We start from the raw sequence: 20,678 nt of genomic DNA on the forward strand, positions 1-20,678 counted from the left end.
ATACCATCAGAAAGTTGTAGTTTATTAAATCCACGTTTCTAAATGTTCTAATTTGATAGATTACAGAGATGCAATAGCGTTAACGGCAGCAGCCGCATTAACGAGGATGTCCCATCCATATTGTATTTCTCCAGCGTTCACTTGAGTGCCTCCTGGGGAAGCAGGGGTTTGTGCCAATTGGATATATTGAAGATAGGCAACAGGACCACCACCACTAGCAATAGAAGATTCTTCAGCAGCAACTTGAGTGAATAGTGCATTATTTTCGATTACTTGCATATTTCAATACTCCTTGATCTTGATTGATTAGATTTGCTTTTGTGCTAGTAGTTGATTGCTTTTTTTGTAAGCCCCTCAACCGCTTGCTTGTTAATACAATAGCTGGAAGTAAATAGTTGAGTCATTTACAGTTTCTGCAAACTTAATTACCAGTTAAAGGGGACATAATTACTCAATTACGCCAGTGCAGTTTCCGAAAAATACACGCCTAAATATCACGTTAATGATGCTAGTTTCCAGGCAATTAAATTACATAAATTTCCATACAGTAGCAGTCACATCATTTCTCGATAGCTTTGTACTTATCCCTCTGGGAGAGCCTTACAGATTAAGTAACTTCTAGTTTTTTAAGAGGATGTTGAAAAAGTCTATGAAAGGTATAATTCGTCATTCTGATAGCGTTCACGTAGTGTGCCGTAGGCATAGCGTGGCGTGAGCCATACGGAACGAAGTGGAGTGTATCCCTGACGGGAGCCGTAGGCTCTAGAATCCTGATTTTGCGTTAAATTATGAGATGCTGAAGCCTCCGGCACGCTCCGCGTTGGCGTTAGCACTTACACTACGCTGGCGCTTCGTTCAGCATGACACTTTATACTTTTCAAGCACCCTCTAATCACCGTCGCCGGCTTTCCAAGGGATATCTTGACTAGGTTGAGGATTTGGTAACTTCAGAGAAACTAAAGCTGCGGCTAAAACAAAAAACATTGATGTCCACAGACAACCGACTAAACCGGATAACTGATAAACCAAACCGGATAATACCGTACCTGCGAGACGACCACCGGAGTTAGCCATGTAATAGAAGCCAACGTTTAAGGCTACCTTGTCGTCATCGGTGAATGCTAACACTAGATAGGAATGAACGGCGGAATTGAAGGCAAACACCACGCCAAATATGAGGAGTCCGCCAATGATAACTAGATTAGCAGGTAAACCGATTTGGAGAGCAAGTGCGATCGTACCAGGAACAGCAGTTAAAGTAAAAGTCCAAAATTGAATAGTCTGTGATTGTGGTGGACGGCCAGAACCAAACCGTTGTATCAAAGTTGGTGCTAAAAATTGAATAATCCCATATCCAATTACCCAACAAGCCAAAAACCCTCCCACCTGATAAAAAGACCAACCCAAAGTTTCACGTAAAAACACTGGTAAAGCCACCACAAACCACACATCTCTCGAACCAAAAAGAAAAAATCTAGCCGCAGATAAAATATTAATTTCTCTGCTTTTAGAAAACAGTTGACTAAACTTAACTTTCTTCTTAATTTTGCCCATTCCCTTCGGCAACATTAACCCAGTAAACATAATCAAAAATAGTCCACCAGCCATTATCAATAGAGAATTAACAAACCCAAATAAAGATAAAATTGCACTACCAACAAAAAAACCAACTCCCTTCAACGCATTTTTAGAACCCGTTAAAACTGCTACCCATTTAAACAAAGAAGATTGGGCATCTTGTGGAACTACCAAACGAATAGCACTTTTAGTACTCATCTTGGTTAAATCTTTCGCAATTCCTGAAAAAGCTTGTGCAACCATCACATAAAGAACTGCAAACCACTGTACCCAATTAGGATTTAACCAAGACAACATCACCAGAGAAAAAATCTGTAAACCAATACCTGTATAAAGAGTAACCTTCAATCCAAATTGTGAACCAATCCAACCACCTAAAAAATTTGTAACAATACCAAAAACCTCATAAAACAGAAACAGAGATGCAATTTGCAGAGGTGTATAACCAATTTTATTAAAATAAAGCAACACCAACATCCGCAAAGCACCATCAGTAATAGTGAACCCCCAATAAGCCAAAGTAACTAAAGCGTAATTCTTTAAATTACCACTAGAACTTGTAGTAGCAGTCATAATTAATAATGCGAAATTGTATATAAAAACAGAGAAATCTAAAAACTCTCTCCGCGCCTCTGCTACGGCAGTCACTCATGAGGGAAACCCCCAAGACAGCGCTGCCTCGTCTCTGCGTGAAAAAAATCCATCTGGGGTAGGCCGAAAACCCAACCCCTTTAAAACCATTATTTCTGCAAACTTAAAGCCACTTTTCGCGCTAATTCCACCATGCGGTTAGCATAACCCCATTCATTGTCATACCAAGCCAGAATTTTCACTTGAGTTTCATCTACAACCATTGTTGAAAGGGCATCAATAATTGAAGAACGAGGATCATCTTTATAATCAATTGAGACTAAAGGACGTTCTTCATAACCCAAAATTCCTTTTAATGGTTCCTGTTCAGAAGCTGTTTTCAATAAATCATTAATTTCGTCTACCGTTGTCGGGCGAACAACTTCAAATACACAATCTGTTAACGAAGCATTCAACAAAGGTACACGCACGGCTAAACCATTTAACTTACCATTTAATTCTGGATAAATTAAACCAATAGCTGTAGCTGAACCAGTACTAGTAGGAATTAATGACATACTAGTAGCCCTAGCGCGACGCAAATCTTTATGAGGTGCATCGACAATAGTTTGAGTATTAGTATTGTCATGAATTGTGGTAATTATGCCATGCTTAATTCCTAAGCCTTCATGAATTACTTTTACTACTGGGGCTAAACAGTTAGTTGTACAAGAAGCTGCTGTTAATAAATGATGTTTGTCAGATTCATAAAGGTGATCATTTACCCCCATGACAATATTTAATGCCCCTTCTTTTACAGGTGCAGCAACAATTACTTTCTGCACACCTCGTTTAAAATAAGGATCAAGGGTAGCTGTAGTTCTAAACTTACCAGAACATTCCAAAACAATATCAATACCAAAGTCTTCCCAAGGAACTTCACCCGGTTGGGAATATTCACTAAAATCGAGAGGTTGATTATCAATTAATACTCTGTTTTCTACCGCTTCAACTTCTCTATTCCAGCGTCCATGTACAGAATCAAATTTGAGTAAATGTGCTGCTGCTACTGCACCACCTTTAGTTTCATTAATATGCACAAATTCTATTTCTGGCCAATCCCATGCAGCACGGAGGGCTAAACGTCCCATGCGGCCAAAGCCATTAATTCCTACACGCACTGTCATGTTAGAATTCCTTTTGTTTACGTAATAATTGCCCAATCGTTAAGTCTAGTTCTGCTTTTCCAGCAAATACTGTTCCCGCTTTTCCGTTATGCAATTGGACATAATTAATTTTGTAAGCTTCCTCTGGTAAAGGTACATAACCGACAGAGTTAGCAACTGTTGATGCTTTTTGCAGATAAAAATCTACAAATTTATAAACATCACCTCTGTTTTGGCTAGACCAAAGATTGACATAGATAAATAAAGGTCGAGAAAGTGGTTGATATTGAGATTTCTCTACTGTTTCTGGTGATGGTAAAATTGCACCTTTACCGTTATTAACAGCTACTACTTTTAACTTATCTTTGTTTTTTTCATAGTAAGCGTAACCAAAATATCCTAAAGCGTTAGGATCTTTATTAATACCTTTAACTAAGACATCATCATCTTCGCTACCTATGTAATCGTTACGGCTGGATTTGGCTTTACCAACTAGTGCCTCTGTAAAGTAGTCAAATGTACCAGATTGTTTACCAGCACCGTATAAATTCATAGGGCGATCTGGCCAATAACTACGTACTTGATTCCAACGGGTGATTTTTCCTTCAGCAGCAGGTTCCCACATCTTTTTTAATTCTGCTACTGTAATGTCTTTTACCCAGTCATTTTGGGGATTAACTGCGATGGTTAAGGCATCAAAGGCGATGGGTAATTCTATGTATCTGACATCATTTTTGTTACAAACTGCCATCTCTGCTTTAGAAATTGGTCGAGAGGCATTATTGATGTCTATTTTACCAGCGCAGAATTTTTCAAACCCCCCACCAGTACCAGAAATGCTGATTTGCACTGGGGTGTTATTTTTGCTTGTGGCTGGAAATTCTTTGGCTATGGCTTGTGTAATCGGATGTACGGTACTAGAACCATCAATTTTGATGATTTTTATAGTTGTTGAATCAGTGACTTGCGTTGTCTTTGGTGTCTGTTGAGTTTGAATTGATGGGTCGGATGTAGTTGTGCAACTAGTTGCTAATGTTAACATTCCCACCGCTAAAGCCAATTTATTCCTCGTAGTTTTCACTGAGATCACCATCTCTATTGCTGATATGGAAAGTATGTATCTATCATTTCAAAAAAAATTGATATGTCAAGCAATAGGATAACACTATATACAAATATTAATCAAGAAAAATTGATGTATTGGGTAGAGGAGTGAAAGCAACGCGGTGAGTCATGAGTATAAACTCGGTTGCTTCAAGGTTTTGAGTAATTAACACTGTCCTAATTTAAGTGATTACACTTGTATGGTTTTAATATTACCCATCTTGATTAATCGCAGCAGGAACGAGGTACTGACATGATATGATTGAGGCGAAAATCGGCTAAATATTGTTCTAAAATCTGAAATTGGGGCAGATTTAAGCTGTAATAAATCCAGCGTCCTTCTTGACGTGAGTTAACTAAACCAGCTTCTTTAAGATTTTTCAAGTGAAAGGATAATTTTGACTGACTTATTTCTAAGGCATCACATAAGTCACATACGCACAATTCACGCTGTCGCAGCAGTTCTAACACGCTGATTCTGATGGGGTCAGAAAGGGCATGAAAGCCTTCTATTATTAATTTATTAATAGTATTTACCATGATGAAAGAGGTAATGGGATGATTTTGTCAGAATCAGGATGTCCAGGATTAAAGGATTTTCTGGATAGAGATCGCTATTTTATCTCTGATGAGTTTGGTTTAAACTACTGATAGCAAATCAATTTAATATCTTTTTGTTCAATGATTTTGCTGGTGCTTATGTCTTCATTTCTCTTGATATTGTGTGGAATCTTGGGCTACTTTTAGAATGGGAAATAGGTAATAGATGATTGGGAAACATTTTCTTCCTACCCCCTGCCTGTTCCCTATCACCTTAAATTATCACGCAGTAACTACGGCTTCTGGTTGATAGCGAATTCCCGCTTCTTTGAATCTTTGTAAAGCTTCACCCAAGCGATCGCACTCTGCTATTAAACTAATTCTCACATAGCCTTCTCCACCAACGCCAAAAGCATTACCAGGAGTGAGAACAACTCCTGTTTGCTGTAGAACGTGCAAAGCAAAATCTGTGGAATTCATCCCCTCAGGACATTTTATCCACAAATACATAGTTGCTTCAGTTTTGGGAATCTTCCAACCCAACTGGCCTAAACCATCAATCAGAAAATCTCGACGGGTGCGGTAACGTTGTTGGACTTCGTGTAAATACGTATCTGGGAGTTGCAAAGCTGTCTCTGCCGCAGTTTGTAAAGCGGAGAAAATGCCATAATCCAAATTAGTTTTTAAAGTCCGCAAACCTTGGATCACATGACGATTTCCGACCACAAAACCCACACGCCAACCTGCCATATTATAGGTTTTAGATAGGGTATGAAATTCTACACCGATATCTTTTGCGCCGGGAATTTCTAACAAACTAGTTGGTTGATAACCATCAAAGGCTAATTCTGCGTAACATAAATCATGGACTAAAAGAATTTCATACTTCCGTGCAAAAGCCACAATTTCTTCAAAAAATTCACGGGGGGCGGTGGCTGCGGTGGGATTACTGGGATAATTGAAATAGAGAATTTTGGCTTTTCTGGCTACTTCGTCAGGAATAGCAGCTAAATCAATTAACCAGTTATTTTCTGCTTTGAGAATTAAATTGTGAATCACTCCACCGGCAATGATGGGGCCACGGAAATGCACAGGGTAGGAGGGTGAAGGTACTAAAACAGTATCACCGGGATTAATGTAAGCGATCGCTAAATGTGCCAAACCTTCCTTAGAACCCAATAGAGGTAAAGCCTCACTATCAGGATCAAGTACCACACCATAACGGCGATTGTACCATTGGGTAATTGCCTTGCGGAAACTAGCAGTACCTTCAAATGGGGGATAACCGTGATTAGCGGGATTTTGCAAAGCTGCGATCGCCGCTTCTACCACCGGTTGTGGTGTGGGACCATCGGGGTTTCCCATCCCCAAATCAATCAAATCTAGCCCTTGTTCCCTGGCCTTGGCTTTCAACTCATCAAGACGGGCAAACACATAAGGAGGCAATTTTTGTACACGTTCTGCGGGTGTGATCCAACTTAAATTCATCTAAAAACCTCGAATAGAAACTGGTGATTGGTGATTGGGGGCTGGGAAGATGAGAACAGCAAAGTAGCGGGTGATAAGTAAGAATCCGAATCAAGCACTAAGTACTCAGTACTCAGTACTTGGTACTCAATTACCTGTTACCCGTTCACCTTTTTTGTCAATACGATTACTATCTATTGGTGCAGTGGTAGAAACCATTGCGGCCATTAATTGTTCCAATGCCACTTTAAAAGGTAAGCGATGGATATCAGAATGAGGATCTAAAGCAATCTCTGCTGCGGTTTGTAACTCACCCAGGGTGATATTACCTAAACCCAAATCACCTAATTTTTGCGGTAGTCCAATCTCTGCATAGAACTTCAACAATTGCTGTCTTGCTGCTGCTGCTAGTTGATTTCCTGGGATCATTTCTTCTAACCGCAGTTGTACCAAGATGCCATAGGCGACTTTTTCGCCATGAATGCTACCATGTCCAGAAATATGCGTTAAACCATTATGCACGGCATGGGCAGCAACAGTGCGACATTGCGCCCCACCAAGTCCACCGATGACTCCAGCAAGTAAAACCGTTGCATCTACAACTTCTTGCCAAGTTTCACTACCTGGTTCTTTAAGGGCAACTTCGGACTTTTGTAATAAAATATCTCGTAAAACCCGCGCTTGTTGAACTGCGGCAATAATTAGAGTTTGTTGTAAGTGTCCACTGCTGACTGATGCTTCGTACCATTTTGCGATCGCATCTCCAATTCCTGCAACTAAAGTCCGTTGTGGTGCAGTTTGAATCAAATCATAGTCCAAAATTAGCAAATCAGGACAGCGAGATAAAGCCACATCATACAAAAACGCCCCTGATTCTGAATAGACATTTGATAAAGCTGTCCAAGCAGCACAGGTAGCCGCAGAAGTAGGAATTGTGACAACTGGTAACTGTAATTGATGGGCGACTAACTTAGCGGTATCCAGGGCTTTACCACCACCAACACCGATAATGACATCAGCTTGATGTTCCTTTGCTACTTTGTGTAAAGCATTCAGACTGGCTTCACAACAATCTTTACTATAGGAAACTGCAACTGTGTGTAAATTTTCGGCTTGGAAAATAGGTTGTAAACTCTCTTGGCTAATCTTGAGAGTGCTATTTCCGGACACAATTAAAGGACGAGTTCCCAAACGGGCAATTTCTCCTGCGGCTGAGATTAACACACCAGCACCCCGGACAACTTTAGCCGGAGAAACTGTGAGTGCAACTAACGAACTAGAGGTTTGGGTAGATAAAGCCTGAGTAGAAGATTGATTAGGCATAATAAGTAGTATGTCAAAAATTGATATTTCTTAATCAAATTAGATTAACAATATACAGCAGGGAACAGGGAATAGGAAACAGAGTTGAAAGTCTCTTAGCATCAGGCTTGGTTCTGAGGGAATACCAGAAAATAAATTATCCAATCTTGTGGGATGGGCATACTTCGACAACTTCAGTACAAGTCCTGTCTGTCCTTTATTGATTAGCGGGCTTTTCGGCCTGCACCACAAGAAATTTTTGTACATTTATTTTTGTACATTGTTTTATTTGGAAGTTCCTTGCCGATAACCAGCAAAGTGGTACATTTTTTCCCAATAGTGAAATTTCTGAAGTTTTAATATCTTAATCTAAAAATAATATTTATTGTATAGTAAATCACAAAAAAATTATGTTATTTGGGGCTTGGGGACTGGGAATTAGGTAATACTTGCCATTTCCCTATTTCCCCACACTCCCAAATCTCTGTTAAGCTGTGGGTTTTTTTGGTATTTGAGCGAATTTATCTAGGTAAACTTGCACTGCCATTTCTGAATCTTCACGACTAGCCAAAGTTCGTTTTACTTCGCCTAAATACAGCGGTACTGTAATTCCCTCTTCAGGGTGGATAATAGTACGGGCGCGAATGGTCAATTGGTTGTTTCCTCTGCTACCCAAACGACCAAAAGAATACAGATTACTAGCTGCTTGACGCAAAGTTGCTTCTAATTGTGTAGGGGTAATCTGGGGTGAAGTCGCAATTACCGCTTCGCTAGAACCATTGTCATAAACTAGGGTGTATTTTACTGCACCGGGGATAACTGTGCGACTCAGAGGTACTAAAGACAGTGAAAATAACCCAGCAGTCAGCACGATCATAAAGCCAGTTGCACCCACCAGCCGAAAGCGAAAGCCCCATTTGACGATAAAAGCTAGAATTGTGAAGACTGCAAACGCTATCGTCGCAATACCTGACCATTGGGTATATTGCAGGAAATCAGATGTGGTGAACATAGGGTTTTAATTACGGACATACCCATTTTACTGGTTGGTGCGATCGCTGCGTTGACTCAAGCGATCGCACTTCCACCACTGAGTCTATCGTTATAGGGTAGAAAAAGCCGCTGATCACCCTAAATTTATCACCACCCTCAACTCTGCCATAATTTTAGGTTAGAGACATCTATGTTGTACAAGCCAGCTAGTCAATGAAGGTAGTGATAATAAACAATCTGCTTAATAAATTACAATGTTGCTGATGAAGGATGACGCTTAATAAAATTGTTTATAATCAAATAGGAACCATCAAAACATAGGGGGAAAATTGATTATGCAAAGTATTAGAGTGCGCTCGCGTATTGGTAAAGATGGAATTTTACAGATTCAGTTACCGGAAGCAAAGGAAGGAATGGAATTAGATATTATTCTTGTTTATGAAACAGCATCAGCAACCCAAAACACAAGAAAGCTGAGTGATTTTTATGGTTGTATTCAGGATGAAACGTTTATCAGACATCCACAACTAGAACAACCAGAGAGAGAAACATTCTGATGATTTATTTGCTAGATACCAATACCTGCATTGTTTATATCAAAGGTAAAAACCTGCATTTAAAGCAAAAAATGGATAATATTTCACTTTCAGAAATTGCTGTTTGTTCAGTTGTGAAGAGTGAATTATTTTATGGTGCGATGCGTAGTGCTAATCCAGAACGTAACCTAAAAATACAACAAGAATTTCTCAATCAGTTTATTTCTTTACCTTTTGATGATCAATCTGCTTATATTTTTGGTAATATTCGCGCTCGACTTACTGCTCAAGGAACACCAATCGGAGCTTATGATTTACAAATTGCTGCTATTGCTTTAGCTAATAATTTGATATTAGTTACGCACAATACTAGGGAGTTTTCACGTATTCCTGAACTACAATTGGAAGACTGGGAAATTGTCTGAATCAGGATTTAAAGGATGAGGAAAATATGATACAATTTGTGATTATTCATCAATTAACAAATTAGTATTTTAAAAATTTGATGCAGTTTGAGTGGGACGAAGCGAAGAATCTAGAAAACATCCGTAAACATCAAATTGACTTCGCAGACGTTCCTGAAATGTTTGATAGTCCAATGCTAATTGAGGAAGATGAACGTTTTGATTACGGTGAAGAACGCTGGTTAGGGATTGGTTTTTTGGGAAATGGAGTGGCTGTTGTTGTTTGGACTGAAAGACAGGGTGATGTGATTAGAATTATTTCAGCACGAAGGGCAAATCGTTATGAACGAAAAAAATTTGAACAATATCTCACGTACTAATTGGCAAGCTTTAGATTCTATGTCAGATGAAGATATTGACTATTCTGATATTCCTCCATTGACTGATGAGTTTTTTGAAAAAGCAACTTTGCTAATTCCCGCAGCACAAGCAAAAAATGTTATCCAATTAGAACCAGATGTAATAGCTTGGTTTAAAGCTCAAAATAAAGATTATCAAACAGCTATTAACGAGATTTTACGTCGTCATATTAAAAATAGTGGTAATAAACAAACTGCTTAATACTAAATTACGCTGTCAATTGAGGAAGTTGTAAATATCTTAAAATATTTACAAAATGAGGGTTTAGTTAAATCTCTTTCTTTACTCCACCCAAGTAGTGAATTGATTCCTATCAAGATTCTTCATCAAGGTGTCGTTGAAATAGAGGCGGCAATTACCAAGCCAGATCAACCCACTCAACACTTTGTAGCCCAAATTTTTCATATTACTAATAATGCTCAAATATCAACACAGCAGTTTGGCAATCAAAACACTTTATAGGAAACTTCTCCTGTAGGCTATAAGGTCTATGTAATAAATTAAATAGTCTGCTTTAAATTTAAGTCCACATAAAATTGAAACAGGACAAAGAAAAATAGGTTTATTCACCAGAAAATAAACTTCCGTCAATATGAAAAAACTTCCCTAACATCTCAGCTTGTTCTCTTGTTACTTTTACCTCACCATTAATAACCTGAGAAACCAACTCACTCGAACCCAAAATAGGAACTAAATCACCTATTTCTAAATCCCGTGCTTCCAGTAAATGCAAAATTCTCGAACGAGGTGTAGAAACGTTTAGCTGATAATGCTGATTTTCAAAATTCTCAATTAGTCTTACTAATAATTCTAACAACGTATTTTCTTCTGGTGTCAGATGAGAACGAGAAAGTAAATCTTCCATAGTTGCTAAAAAATGATCGTTTTCTTCCTCGGTTTTGATGATTTCTGGTTGATAAGGATATCTTTCAGGATTAGTCATTGTTTTGAGATTTTGCTGCTTGTAATACTTCTAACATAGTATTGGCAGCGTCGAAAGCATCATAAGGCGACCAAACTGGATATGATTGTTCAGGTTTAATTAAGTTAGTTTCTTCTTGCGCTAGTTCAGATATTAAAACTTGCATAATGTACAGTTTATCTGCACGGCTGAGAGTGTGTAGGGTGTTGAGTAGTTCTGTTGAAACCATTTAACTCCGGAATTTCAAAGAGGGATACGCTAATACACTTTAAAACTGAGTCTATTGTAGTCAGGGAAGAGAAGCGATCGCACACTTATTCTATCATCTAGTAAATGCTAATTTTGATGGTGAAAATTTGTCTGAATCAGGATTTACAGGATTTACAGGATTTAAGGATTCGCAGGATAAAAAAGTTCATATAATCTGGGTTTAGTTACTGAGCATTTTTATTCAAGTCTAACTTTTCAAAGTCTAGGCTTAGTTGTACTATATTTTCATCTAAAAAAGTTTTATTTCCAGAATAAATATTTCCAGAATGATAGTTATCATAAACTTCTTCTTTTGGTGCAATTGAGTTTAAGAACTCTAGTAAGCTCTGTCCACATTTTTCTGTCCAGTAGAATGTAATAACTGGCATACAAATTTTCCACATCTGTTGATGATCATTAATGTGTTCTTCGGGTGGTGAATTAAGTAGATAGTTCAGATAACCTTGACACATCATGGAATCATCATAGATTTCATACAGAGCATCTATAGCTATATTTATAGCCTCAGTGTATTCTTTTGCAGTTTCATAGCCTAATTGATATAAACCAATTTCGTTTAAAGTCTGAAGGAAGAGCTTGGGTAAAATATAGCCAATAGCCTTAGAAGCACTAACTCTGACAGTAGATGAATGATGCCGCATTAAATCAACTAAAATATCTGTAATATCGGACTCATAATCTGAACAAGATTCCCAATGTAATGTTTTCAAAGAATCTAAAATAATCTGACCTGCATTCCCTTGGCTTAATGAATATTCTTCATCTACTTCTAACAAGTCAACCATAAAGTTTTTTAATTCTTGTTCATCACCAAGGATTGATGCTAACCATTCTTTATCCTCCGCAAATTGTGCTACTAACTTTGCAGCCTCTACTCTAACAAGCATACTAGAGTCTTTTACAGCTTGATCGATCAGATTTTTCATCCAATCAGGCTGATTATCGATATAGCAATTAGGGTTGCTCCTTACTGATAATAGAATGGCTCTTTTAATAACAGGATTATTTAGACATGAGAAATTTTGAGTAGCAACTTCAAGATAAGCATAATATTGTGATTGCTTTAGAAACCATTTAAGCGCATCAGTTTCAATTGATTTGCAGTTTTTTTCTGCAAGCGTTAAAAGTAAAGATTTAAATTCATCTAGTGAAACACTATTCCATTGTCTAGACCAAATGGCAATAACAAAATCTCTTTCTCTGCCATAATAGAAATCTAAACCTGGAATATTTTCATCACTGTATACTTTAGAAAGAAAAGCAGCTTCAAATAAATCCTTTGGTAACTCTTCCGTGGCAGAAATACACCATCTTTTTCTTGCTATTACTTGGCTAATTGGGGCATCATGCATTAGCATTTCATCTGCCAGTTGTGATAAAAGAGATATCACACAATCTTCTTGTAAATCAGTACGACTGGCTTTTAAATATATGCTTTTTTGCAGTAGCAAAGGTTCATCTAAACTTTCCGGCAAATATTGACCTTCTGAAAGCTCCATGGCAATCCTTAGTAAGAAAGGATCATATACTTTTTTGTGTGAATTAAATATTTGTACTTTGTAAACGTCTGAGTATAGATCATAAGCTCTTTGTGTTTCTTCAGGATTGTATTGCTTAATTGTAATTAAATTAGAACGTAGATCTATTTTTTCATGACCTATTTCAATCAAGGGAACTGAATTAAATGTAATATCAGCAGACTCAGCTATATAGGAAGGGTTTCCCTTTTTAAACAACAGCCGAGATGTTGCTATGTTAGTGAAACTGATAACTATTTGAATTTCATCACATGAAATCCTTTCACTGCTACGATCAATTGCTTCAGCTAATGCCTGACTAGCTTCATTCCAACCATCAATAAAGATGATAAGTCTTTGTCCGGTACGTCGAAGAATACGAGTGAGTTTATTGAAAATTTGATGAGGCGCATTACTCTCTTTTAGAATCCAGCCAAAGTCTTCTCCAATTTCTTGGAGTAAATCTCCCTCCATCCCAATTGCTGGATAGAAGAGACAAGGAATTCCTTGCTCAAGTTTTTCTTCTACGGCGTGACAAACAAAATTAGTCTTTCCAACTTGTGGCGCACCAACTAAAGGAATAACTCGGCGCTGTTGTTCGTCTAGAAGTTGACTTAGCCGCTTTTTTATCTCCTCTCTTTCTACGTATAAAGCAGGAATATACTTTTTACCACTAAATGGGTCATTACTCCGTAAAAGTCGCATTCGATAATTAACTTGAGATCGGCAAAACTCAAGGAGACTTTCTGGAGAAATTGAAACAAATGTTTCTAAAGCCTCTGTCCGTAGTTCAATATCATCAACGCTGACGCGAAATTTATTCTGTGCATGGGGATGATTTATGGGAACTTGAGTATCACTGACCAATTCGCCAGATATGCTGTCATATATCCGAGTTTCATGACCATTGGTCAACACTACAAAAGGAGCAATTCCTCCATTCCGCAAGAGCCGCGCATAGGAGATGCTTTGCTCCTTAGCGTTATCATCTAAAATTTCATCTGGTGCTTTGACTTCAATAATTAGTAAATTGCGCCCGTCACAGCTACGCACCAAAACATCTGCACGAGGTCTAAACACTGACGAATGAACAGGTTTATCCTCACCCACTCGGTATATATTCCTGCCGAGGCGTAATTCAAAGGAAAATTCAACAGATATGCTTTCTGCGGTAAACCCATGCTCAAATAACCAAACAGCTACAACCTTTGTCCTAATATCGTCTTCAGAAACACGGGATACTAATTTATCTGTAACTTTCATTGTATGGAGAAGTTTAATAAAGGTTTTACTCGAAGTTTATAGTTATTTTTCCTGCTTCATCAACTTTATCAAACTTATTTAACGACTCCACTACACCTCTAGTTTAGCCAATCTACCCCTTTCCAAAACCATCCCCACCAACTACCCAACAAGCGGTAGAATTAACAATCCAACCCCAATTGCACCCCTTGATATGTATTGCGACTACCTGGTACAAATCCTCACCGCCCGCGTCTATGATGTAGCCCAGGAAACACCACTGGAATATGCTCCCAACCTCTCCAACCGCATCAATAACAAACTGCTGCTGAAAAGGGAAGATATGCAATCAGTCTTCTCCTTCAAGCTGCGGGGGGCATATAACAAAATGGTCAACCTACCCACAGATTTACTTAAACAAGGTGTCATTGCGGCTTCAGCAGGTAATCATGCCCAAGGTGTAGCCTTAGCTGCCAGTCGCTTGGGAACAACGGCAATCATCGTTATGCCCGTGATTACGCCCCAGGTAAAGATAGACGCAGTAAAAGCGCGGGGGGGAGAGGTGGTTTTATATGGCAATAACTATGATGATGCCTATGCCCACGCCCGGCAATTAGAAGCGGAAAAAGGGTTAACATTTATACACCCATTTGATGATCCTGATGTCATCGCTGGACAGGGAACTATTGGTATGGAAATACTGCGACAATATCAACAACCTATTCATGCAATCTTTGTTGCTATTGGCGGCGGGGGTCTAATTTCCGGTATTGCAGCTTATGTGAAGCGGTTGCGTCCTGAAATCAAAATTATCGGTGTCGAACCTGTAGATGCTGATGCTATGTCTCAATCTCTCAAAGCCGGTCATCGGGTGCGGTTGTCTCAGGTGGGGTTATTTGCTGATGGGGTAGCGGTGCGGGAAGTGGGGGAAGAAACCTTCCGGCTGTGTCAGCAATATGTGGATGAAATTATTTTGGTGGATACGGATGCTACCTGTGCGGCGATAAAAGATGTGTTTGAAGATACTCGTTCTATTTTAGAACCTGCGGGGGCATTAGCGATCGCAGCTGCCAAAGCCTACGCTGAACGTGAACAAATTCAAAATCAAACCCTCATCGCCGTTGCCTGCGGTGCTAACATGAACTTTGACCGCCTCCGTTTTGTGGCAGAAAGAGCAGAATTTGGGGAACGTCGAGAAGCCATTTTTGCAGTCACAATACCTGAAAAACCAGGAAGTCTGCGTCAGTTTTGTGAATGTATTGGTAACAGGAATCTAACTGAATTTAACTATCGCATTGCTGACAACCAAGAAGCACATATTTTTGTCGGTGTGCAAATTCAAAACCGCGCTGACGCTGCCAAAATAGTTGAAAAATTTGAAATTCATGGCTTAAAAACCATTGATTTAACAGATGACGAATTAACAAAATTGCATTTACGGCACATGGTAGGAGGACATTCTAACCTCGCCCACAATGAATTATTATACCGTTTTGAATTTCTCGAACGTCCCGGTGCATTAATGAAATTTGTGGGTTCTATGTCCCCTAATTGGAATATCAGCTTATTTCACTATCGCAACAATGGTGCAGATTATGGACGCATTGTGGTAGGAATGCAAGTACCACCCCACGAAATGGTAGAATGGCAAATATTCCTTGATTCCTTGGGTTATCGCTATTGGGATGAAAGTCAAAATCCCGCATATAAGCTATTTTTGGGTTAGTCATTAAACATGAAAAATAATGTAGAGACGTTCTATGGAAAGTCTCTACAAGGTTTCCAGACAAAACATATTTAGGGTTTATAGCTGTATCGTTACAGAATTTGCCTACCAGTGAGAACTTCCCGCACTTCTAACATGGCTGAATAAGTAGGAAGAATATGCAAGGTTTCATTTGCTGGCGTATGTTCCAAAGCTGTGGTTATGGCTCTTCGCAAATCTTCCTCTACAATCAAAGTCAGGTTACTCTGGGCAGATTTTTGGCTATAACGCAACCTTAACGCCATATCATACACGCGATCGCCACTCACCACCAAAGTTCCACCCCGTTCTACCAGTTTTTCGGTATCTACATCCCAAATCCAGGATACATCAGTACCATCAGGAGTGCGGTCATTCAAAACCAATAAAGTGGTTTTATCTGTACTTTCAGTTACAACACGAATAGTTTCATTTGTCCCCACAGGATTTTTTGATAACAAAATCCTCACCTTTTTACCATCAATTACCAAATCTTCCGCACGACCAAAAGCTGCTTGAAAAGTGTTAATTGTTTCTCTAATTGTGACTTCATCAACTCCCAACTCTTGCGCTGCTGTTGCTGCGGCTAAAGTATTATATTTATTGTACAAACCCACTAGAATTTGTGACCATTCACCACTTTCTAAAGTTGGTTTACTCTTCGCAAAACCACAACTGGGACAAGTGAAATCTCCTAAATGAGATAGATAAACACCTTCATAATCTAGAGAATGCCCACATCTTGGACAAAAGATAGAATCAACAGCATGAGGAATTGCTTCTAAATAATGTTTTGGTTCATTCAAACCAAAGAATAACACCTTTTGATTTAACTGTTGACCTAAATATGATAAAGTTGGATCATCAGCATTGGGAATAACTACTGTTTCAGTTGGTAAAGTAGAAATAACCTTTGTCCATTTTTTACTAATAGTGTCAACTTCCCCATATCTATCGAGTTGATCACGGAACAAATTTAAACAGAGAATAATTCGTGGTTGCAGAGGTTTTAATACCTTGGGAACAATATTCTCATCAACTTCCAAAATTGCATAGTCTACATTGAGAGAACCTAATAAGTTAGCATTGTCTATCAAAGCAGTCGCTAAACCATTTTCTAGATTTGCACCAGTAGAATTATGGGCAATTTTGTAACCTTTGTGTTCTAAAATGGTACATAACAACAGGGCTGTTGTCGTTTTTCCATTGGTTCCCGCAATCAGAATTATCCCGTTTTTAACTTGCTGACTCAGTAATTGTAAAATTTGGGGTTCAATGCGTCGCGCAATAGATCCTGGTAACACACTAGCAGCACCGAGACGGAGCGATCGCACTAAAAATGTTACACTTTTAGCAATTGATACTGCTAAACCCAGTCGGACTCTATCTATAAGTTGTATTTTCTTTCCCACAGCAGTTTTTAACTAATAGTCTTTAATTACAAAATTAATCTTGCAAGTGTAGCGAATCTTGGCAAAAAAAGCCACACATTAACAATTCAAAATTTACGAATCATTGGGAATCGGGACTCGGACATGGAGAAAACTCTTACCAATTACCAATTAGCTATTACCAATTACCCATTACAGGTTATCTTAAAAAATGGTGCGTAGATGTAATTACAGTAGAATTCAGGATTCAGGAGTCAGAAGTCAGGAGTAAAAGCATGAGTAGAGTTAGCCATGTTTTGATTTCAACTTTGTACCTCATTTACCTGTAATGTGCTGTATGTAATATCTAGCCTATTCGGCTGAATTCAGCACAAACTTAGAAAAAATAATACCTTAAAAGGTTCATGTTGATGAGTAGCATAAAGTGGCTTTTTTTACAAATTAAAATAATTGCTAACTGGAAACGGTTAGTATTGAAATGCCTGGTGCTGATGATTTGCGTATTTATTACCAGTATGCAGCCAGCTTTGGCAGGTATGAAAGATGATCGATACGAAGGTAATATTTTCGTAGTTTTTGCTGGTAATGGTTCCCTAGTTCCTCCCAGACAAACTCTAGCTCAAACTTTAGCACAACATAAACCCGCAATTCTGGCGTTTTATGTGGACGATAGCAAAGATTGCAAACAGTATGCCGTCTATATTTCCCAAACTCAAGCATTTTACGGACGGGGTGCGGAGATTATCCCTATCAATGTTGATACTATCCCCAGCAAGGAAAGCTACGAACCCACAGAACCAGGGTACTACTATTCAGGAGTTGTACCCCAAGTTGTCCTCTTTGACCAGTCGGGTAAAGTCATCATGAATAAAAAAGGTCAAGTACCTTTTGAAGAGATAGACGACAAATTTCGAGAAGTGTTTGATTTGTTACCTCGTGACCAGTCCATTGAGTTCAAGCAACGTTCATTTAATGAATATAGCAGTGAGTTAAGCCAGTAAGCATTTTTATAAGCAATAGACATCTCCAATAAAAATTGTAGAGACGTTCCATATAACGTCTCTACAAGGATTTGGGAAGACGCATATTTAATTTTTGGAGATGTATAATACTTAACTTAATTAATAAGTCTGCTAGTGCGGACTTATTCTCTATATTCACCAATTTTAAAAGACTTACGTAAAAGCAAGGTCAAAAATAACCACGGAGGAGAGGGAGGAATAAAAGGAAAGAGGGTTTTTTGCGTAAGTTCTACTCAAATCGAGTTTGAGATTTTTAGTTTTACCTGATACTGCATTTCCATTGCTGTCAAGAGATAATAGTTAAATAACGCCTCACCAATTACCAATTACCAATTACCAATAACTAATTAGGGTTGTTCCGATGTCAAAAGTTTATACTACCCAGGAACTCATCCAAATTTTAGCAAATGAACGCCAAGCTTGTCTGAAAGGAGAGCGTCTCAAGTTGGAGGTGACAGCCTCTGGCAATCCTGTTCTAGACCAGTTTATCACAACTGAAGGGCTACAAAAGTTTACGGCCTATCAAGATTTTAAAGCTTCTATTCATGAATATCAACGAGAAAATCAAGTTTCTGGGATTGTTTGGAAAGATTTGACAATCAAGGGAAAAACCCTGAATTATCCAGAAGTTGACGCGCAGTTAATCGCATTAGATCATGATTTAGAAATATTGAAAAATGCAAAAAATTCTATTCTGGAATTTTGGGATGTAGTTACAGCACAAATGGAGTTATATTTGAGTGTGAGTAATGGAAAACTACACGAAAAAATTAATATATTAGATGTAAAAAGAATTGCTCAAAGAACAGAATGGGCAAGTTTGTTAAAATGGGAAAACACAAACTTTTTAGAAGTAATTTTACAAATGGGTTGGGGTCAACCAGAAGAAGCTGCTTATAAACGCGGCAGACCACATTCAGGTAGTGAATTTATTCATGCAGTGAACCCTGGTAATTATCCCATTGGTTAAGTAGTTAGACAAAATTAAATTAATTCGTGGATTCAGGTAACAGGTAACAGAAAGAAAATGCGTATAATTAATTTTATACGATTACTAACCAAATTACGAATTACGAATTACGAATTACGAATTATTTGACTGCTATCCATTGCGTAACTTGAGACATTCCTTTCCAACCTAGAAATTTACCAATTGGTTCTGCACGTTGAATAGAAATACGCGTAAAATTTCCCCCCACTTTTTCATACCATTGAAATAAGGTTCGTTCACCTTCTAAAGTGACAACATTTGCAACCATTCTCCCTCCAGGACGCAATGCATTCCAACAAATGTCAAAAAGTCCCGGTGCAGTGACTCCACCACCAATAAAAATCGCGTCTGGTGTGGGTAAGTTTTGAATAACTTCTGGTGCTTTCCCGGTGATGATTTGTAAGTTAGGTGTACCTAAAGCTGCGGCATTATCAGCTATGTAATTTATTCTAGTTTCGTTTTGCTCAATAGCGATCGCACAACATCGAGAATTACTCCGCATCCATTCTATCGAAATTGAGCCACAACCCGCACCCACATCCCAAAGCAACTCACCCGGTAAAGGTGCTAAGGTTGATAAAGTAATTGCCCTAACTTCCCGTTTAGTTAATTGTCCATCATGGTGAAAAGCGCTATCGGGTAAACCAGGAAATCTCGATAACGGCATTACCCCCACATCCGCGATACAATTAACCGCAATCGTATTTAAATCCGCTATTTCTGTTTCTTGCCAAGATGCGGCGATACCTTCTAAAATACGTTCATGAATACCGCCCATTCGTTCCAAAACAGTAATCTTGCTACCACCATAACCGCAATTTGTCAATAGTTCGGCCACAATTCCCGGTGTTTCCTTCCCCGCACTCAAAATCAATAATTTCGCACCTGGATAGATATAAGATGGCAAAAGAGACGCAGGACGACCGCATAAACTCAAAGTTTCTACTTCCGTTAAAGACCATCCTAACCGAGAACAAGCGAGACTAAACGCCGAAGGTGCGGGAATAATAGTAATTTCAGAAATAGGAATATGCTTAGTCAGAGTTGCACCCACACCGTAACACATGGGGTCGCCACTAGCTAACACGCAAATTGCTTGACCACGCCGCTGAATAATTTCTGTGATAGAAGTGCTAAAGGGAGATTTCCAGAGAATTTTTTCGCGTTGGTCTTCTGGGGGTAACATAGCCAGATGACGTTCCCCACCAACGATAATTGTAGCTTGGTTAAGGAGAGAAAGAGCGATCGCGCAGCGCGACCTAGGAATCGCACTTAATCCCTCTAAACCATCTTCGCCGATACCGACTATTGATAGCCACTTGTTCATAATTTTTCATTCGTAATATCGCTACACGCCCTATAGCAATATCACAGTTTCAGCAGATTGGTTTAGCGTATGACGATTTCTTTCATACCGAAGAGGTAGGAGGAAGGGGTGATTTCTCCCTGCCCCCTTCCCCCTGCCTCTTCGTTGAAGGTAAGTTTCAAATTTATCTATT

General features: G+C 38.8%; 21 protein-coding genes. 8 read left to right on the plus strand and 13 right to left on the minus strand.

Going from position 1 to position 20,678, the window contains the following annotated elements; translation table 11 throughout:
• Positions 1–60: 60 nt before the first annotated feature.
• From ACSQ6I_RS16430 to ACSQ6I_RS16465, 8 genes are all read right to left on the minus strand, one after another.
• Positions 61–279 (minus strand): hypothetical protein, encoded by a 219-nt coding sequence (locus ACSQ6I_RS16430; RefSeq protein ID WP_438891367.1) that lies wholly within the window; start codon positions 277–279, stop codon positions 61–63.
• Positions 280–888: 609 nt separating this feature from the next.
• On the minus strand, positions 889–2,151 hold the full coding sequence (gene arsJ / locus ACSQ6I_RS16435; protein ID WP_438891368.1) for an organoarsenical effux MFS transporter ArsJ: 1,263 nt from the start codon (positions 2,149–2,151) through the stop codon (positions 889–891).
• A 167-nt stretch (positions 2,152–2,318) separates the two neighbouring features.
• Positions 2,319–3,335 carry an ArsJ-associated glyceraldehyde-3-phosphate dehydrogenase gene (locus ACSQ6I_RS16440; protein WP_438891369.1) on the minus strand — a complete coding sequence of 339 codons (1,017 nt, stop codon included), beginning with the start codon at positions 3,333–3,335 and terminating at the stop codon, positions 2,319–2,321.
• A gap of 1 nt (position 3,336) precedes the next feature.
• Positions 3,337–4,407, minus strand: a complete 1,071-nt coding sequence (locus tag ACSQ6I_RS16445; protein WP_438891370.1) for a PstS family phosphate ABC transporter substrate-binding protein — start codon at positions 4,405–4,407, stop codon at positions 3,337–3,339.
• Positions 4,408–4,643: 236 nt separating this feature from the next.
• On the minus strand, positions 4,644–4,958 hold the full coding sequence (locus tag ACSQ6I_RS16450) for an ArsR/SmtB family transcription factor (protein ID WP_438891371.1): 315 nt from the start codon (positions 4,956–4,958) through the stop codon (positions 4,644–4,646).
• A 282-nt stretch (positions 4,959–5,240) separates the two neighbouring features.
• Complete coding sequence (locus ACSQ6I_RS16455) at positions 5,241–6,446, minus strand: aspartate aminotransferase (RefSeq protein ID WP_438891372.1); 1,206 nt, start codon at positions 6,444–6,446, stop codon at positions 5,241–5,243.
• Positions 6,447–6,572: 126 nt separating this feature from the next.
• Positions 6,573–7,748 (minus strand): iron-containing alcohol dehydrogenase family protein, encoded by a 1,176-nt coding sequence (locus ACSQ6I_RS16460; RefSeq protein WP_438891373.1) that lies wholly within the window; start codon positions 7,746–7,748, stop codon positions 6,573–6,575.
• Positions 7,749–8,214: 466 nt separating this feature from the next.
• Positions 8,215–8,739 (minus strand): Ycf51 family protein, encoded by a 525-nt coding sequence (locus ACSQ6I_RS16465; RefSeq protein WP_438891374.1) that lies wholly within the window; start codon positions 8,737–8,739, stop codon positions 8,215–8,217.
• A 316-nt stretch (positions 8,740–9,055) separates the two neighbouring features.
• On the opposite strand from ACSQ6I_RS16465, the gene ACSQ6I_RS16470 reads away from it, so the two are divergent.
• From ACSQ6I_RS16470 to ACSQ6I_RS16490, 5 genes are all read left to right on the plus strand, one after another.
• Positions 9,056–9,277 (plus strand): hypothetical protein, encoded by a 222-nt coding sequence (locus tag ACSQ6I_RS16470; protein WP_438891375.1) that lies wholly within the window; start codon positions 9,056–9,058, stop codon positions 9,275–9,277.
• Positions 9,277–9,681, plus strand: coding sequence for a type II toxin-antitoxin system tRNA(fMet)-specific endonuclease VapC (vapC, locus tag ACSQ6I_RS16475; protein ID WP_438891376.1), 405 nt, complete (start codon positions 9,277–9,279; stop codon positions 9,679–9,681). The genes ACSQ6I_RS16470 and vapC overlap by 1 nt, the downstream gene beginning before the upstream one ends.
• 80 nt (positions 9,682–9,761) lie before the next feature.
• A complete protein-coding gene (locus ACSQ6I_RS16480; RefSeq protein WP_438891377.1) occupies positions 9,762–10,040 on the plus strand; it encodes a BrnT family toxin in 279 nt (92 codons plus the stop codon).
• Positions 10,003–10,281 (plus strand): BrnA antitoxin family protein, encoded by a 279-nt coding sequence (locus ACSQ6I_RS16485; RefSeq protein WP_438891378.1) that lies wholly within the window; start codon positions 10,003–10,005, stop codon positions 10,279–10,281. Before ACSQ6I_RS16480 ends, ACSQ6I_RS16485 begins: the two co-directional genes overlap by 38 nt.
• A gap of 102 nt (positions 10,282–10,383) precedes the next feature.
• A complete protein-coding gene (locus tag ACSQ6I_RS16490) occupies positions 10,384–10,542 on the plus strand; it encodes a hypothetical protein (protein ID WP_438891379.1) in 159 nt (52 codons plus the stop codon).
• Between the two features lie 100 nt (positions 10,543–10,642).
• Here ACSQ6I_RS16490 and ACSQ6I_RS16495 read toward each other — a convergent pair whose 3' ends face one another.
• From ACSQ6I_RS16495 to ACSQ6I_RS16505, 3 genes are all read right to left on the minus strand, one after another.
• Complete coding sequence (locus ACSQ6I_RS16495; RefSeq protein ID WP_438891380.1) at positions 10,643–11,023, minus strand: helix-turn-helix domain-containing protein; 381 nt, start codon at positions 11,021–11,023, stop codon at positions 10,643–10,645.
• Positions 11,016–11,231 carry a hypothetical protein gene (locus ACSQ6I_RS16500; protein ID WP_438891381.1) on the minus strand — a complete coding sequence of 72 codons (216 nt, stop codon included), beginning with the start codon at positions 11,229–11,231 and terminating at the stop codon, positions 11,016–11,018. Before ACSQ6I_RS16500 ends, ACSQ6I_RS16495 begins: the two co-directional genes overlap by 8 nt.
• Before the next feature lie 205 nt (positions 11,232–11,436).
• Positions 11,437–14,052 (minus strand): type I restriction enzyme HsdR N-terminal domain-containing protein, encoded by a 2,616-nt coding sequence (locus ACSQ6I_RS16505; RefSeq protein WP_438891382.1) that lies wholly within the window; start codon positions 14,050–14,052, stop codon positions 11,437–11,439.
• Positions 14,053–14,245: 193 nt separating this feature from the next.
• Here ACSQ6I_RS16505 and ilvA point away from each other — a divergent pair, with 193 nt between their 5' ends.
• Complete coding sequence (gene ilvA / locus ACSQ6I_RS16510) at positions 14,246–15,757, plus strand: threonine ammonia-lyase, biosynthetic (protein WP_438891383.1); 1,512 nt, start codon at positions 14,246–14,248, stop codon at positions 15,755–15,757.
• 92 nt (positions 15,758–15,849) lie between these two features.
• Here the strand turns inward: ilvA and ACSQ6I_RS16515 are convergent, their stop codons facing one another.
• Positions 15,850–17,187 (minus strand): MurT ligase domain-containing protein, encoded by a 1,338-nt coding sequence (locus ACSQ6I_RS16515; protein ID WP_438891384.1) that lies wholly within the window; start codon positions 17,185–17,187, stop codon positions 15,850–15,852.
• A 389-nt stretch (positions 17,188–17,576) separates the two neighbouring features.
• Between ACSQ6I_RS16515 and ACSQ6I_RS16520 the strand changes: the two genes are divergently transcribed.
• Complete coding sequence (locus ACSQ6I_RS16520) at positions 17,577–18,167, plus strand: thylakoid membrane photosystem I accumulation factor (RefSeq protein WP_438891385.1); 591 nt, start codon at positions 17,577–17,579, stop codon at positions 18,165–18,167.
• A gap of 382 nt (positions 18,168–18,549) precedes the next feature.
• Positions 18,550–19,158 (plus strand): hypothetical protein, encoded by a 609-nt coding sequence (locus tag ACSQ6I_RS16525; RefSeq protein WP_323314601.1) that lies wholly within the window; start codon positions 18,550–18,552, stop codon positions 19,156–19,158.
• A 121-nt stretch (positions 19,159–19,279) separates the two neighbouring features.
• Here ACSQ6I_RS16525 and cbiE read toward each other — a convergent pair whose 3' ends face one another.
• Positions 19,280–20,509: a precorrin-6y C5,15-methyltransferase (decarboxylating) subunit CbiE gene (gene cbiE / locus ACSQ6I_RS16530; RefSeq protein ID WP_438891480.1), complete on the minus strand. Its 1,230-nt coding sequence runs from the start codon at positions 20,507–20,509 to the stop codon at positions 19,280–19,282.
• Between the last annotated feature and the right edge of the window lie 169 nt (positions 20,510–20,678).

The sequence above is a fragment of the Anabaena sp. WFMT genome, assembly GCF_051781005.1.
In the GTDB taxonomy this organism is placed as follows: Bacteria; Cyanobacteriota; Cyanobacteriia; order Cyanobacteriales; family Nostocaceae; genus Anabaena.

Excerpts from the sequence above, each read along its gene's own strand:
- ACSQ6I_RS16460 (WP_438891373.1), bottom strand. The coding sequence starts at position 7,748 with ATGCCTAATCAATCTTCTACTCAGGCTTTATCTACCCAAACCTCTAGT.
- ACSQ6I_RS16505 (WP_438891382.1), bottom strand. The coding sequence starts at position 14,052 with ATGAAAGTTACAGATAAATTAGTATCCCGTGTTTCTGAAGACGATATT.
- arsJ (WP_438891368.1), bottom strand. The coding sequence starts at position 2,151 with ATGACTGCTACTACAAGTTCTAGTGGTAATTTAAAGAATTACGCTTTA.
- ACSQ6I_RS16525 (WP_323314601.1), top strand. The coding sequence starts at position 18,550 with ATGTCAAAAGTTTATACTACCCAGGAACTCATCCAAATTTTAGCAAAT.
- ACSQ6I_RS16485 (WP_438891378.1), top strand. The coding sequence starts at position 10,003 with ATGAACGAAAAAAATTTGAACAATATCTCACGTACTAATTGGCAAGCT.
- ACSQ6I_RS16430 (WP_438891367.1), bottom strand. The coding sequence starts at position 279 with ATGCAAGTAATCGAAAATAATGCACTATTCACTCAAGTTGCTGCTGAA.
- ACSQ6I_RS16480 (WP_438891377.1), top strand. The coding sequence starts at position 9,762 with ATGCAGTTTGAGTGGGACGAAGCGAAGAATCTAGAAAACATCCGTAAA.
- ACSQ6I_RS16520 (WP_438891385.1), top strand. The coding sequence starts at position 17,577 with ATGAGTAGCATAAAGTGGCTTTTTTTACAAATTAAAATAATTGCTAAC.
- ACSQ6I_RS16455 (WP_438891372.1), bottom strand. The coding sequence starts at position 6,446 with ATGAATTTAAGTTGGATCACACCCGCAGAACGTGTACAAAAATTGCCT.
- vapC (WP_438891376.1), top strand. The coding sequence starts at position 9,277 with ATGATTTATTTGCTAGATACCAATACCTGCATTGTTTATATCAAAGGT.
- ilvA (WP_438891383.1), top strand. The coding sequence starts at position 14,246 with ATGTATTGCGACTACCTGGTACAAATCCTCACCGCCCGCGTCTATGAT.
- ACSQ6I_RS16445 (WP_438891370.1), bottom strand. The coding sequence starts at position 4,407 with ATGGTGATCTCAGTGAAAACTACGAGGAATAAATTGGCTTTAGCGGTG.
- ACSQ6I_RS16440 (WP_438891369.1), bottom strand. The coding sequence starts at position 3,335 with ATGACAGTGCGTGTAGGAATTAATGGCTTTGGCCGCATGGGACGTTTA.
- ACSQ6I_RS16450 (WP_438891371.1), bottom strand. The coding sequence starts at position 4,958 with ATGGTAAATACTATTAATAAATTAATAATAGAAGGCTTTCATGCCCTT.
- ACSQ6I_RS16470 (WP_438891375.1), top strand. The coding sequence starts at position 9,056 with ATGCAAAGTATTAGAGTGCGCTCGCGTATTGGTAAAGATGGAATTTTA.
- ACSQ6I_RS16500 (WP_438891381.1), bottom strand. The coding sequence starts at position 11,231 with ATGGTTTCAACAGAACTACTCAACACCCTACACACTCTCAGCCGTGCA.
- ACSQ6I_RS16495 (WP_438891380.1), bottom strand. The coding sequence starts at position 11,023 with ATGACTAATCCTGAAAGATATCCTTATCAACCAGAAATCATCAAAACC.
- ACSQ6I_RS16465 (WP_438891374.1), bottom strand. The coding sequence starts at position 8,739 with ATGTTCACCACATCTGATTTCCTGCAATATACCCAATGGTCAGGTATT.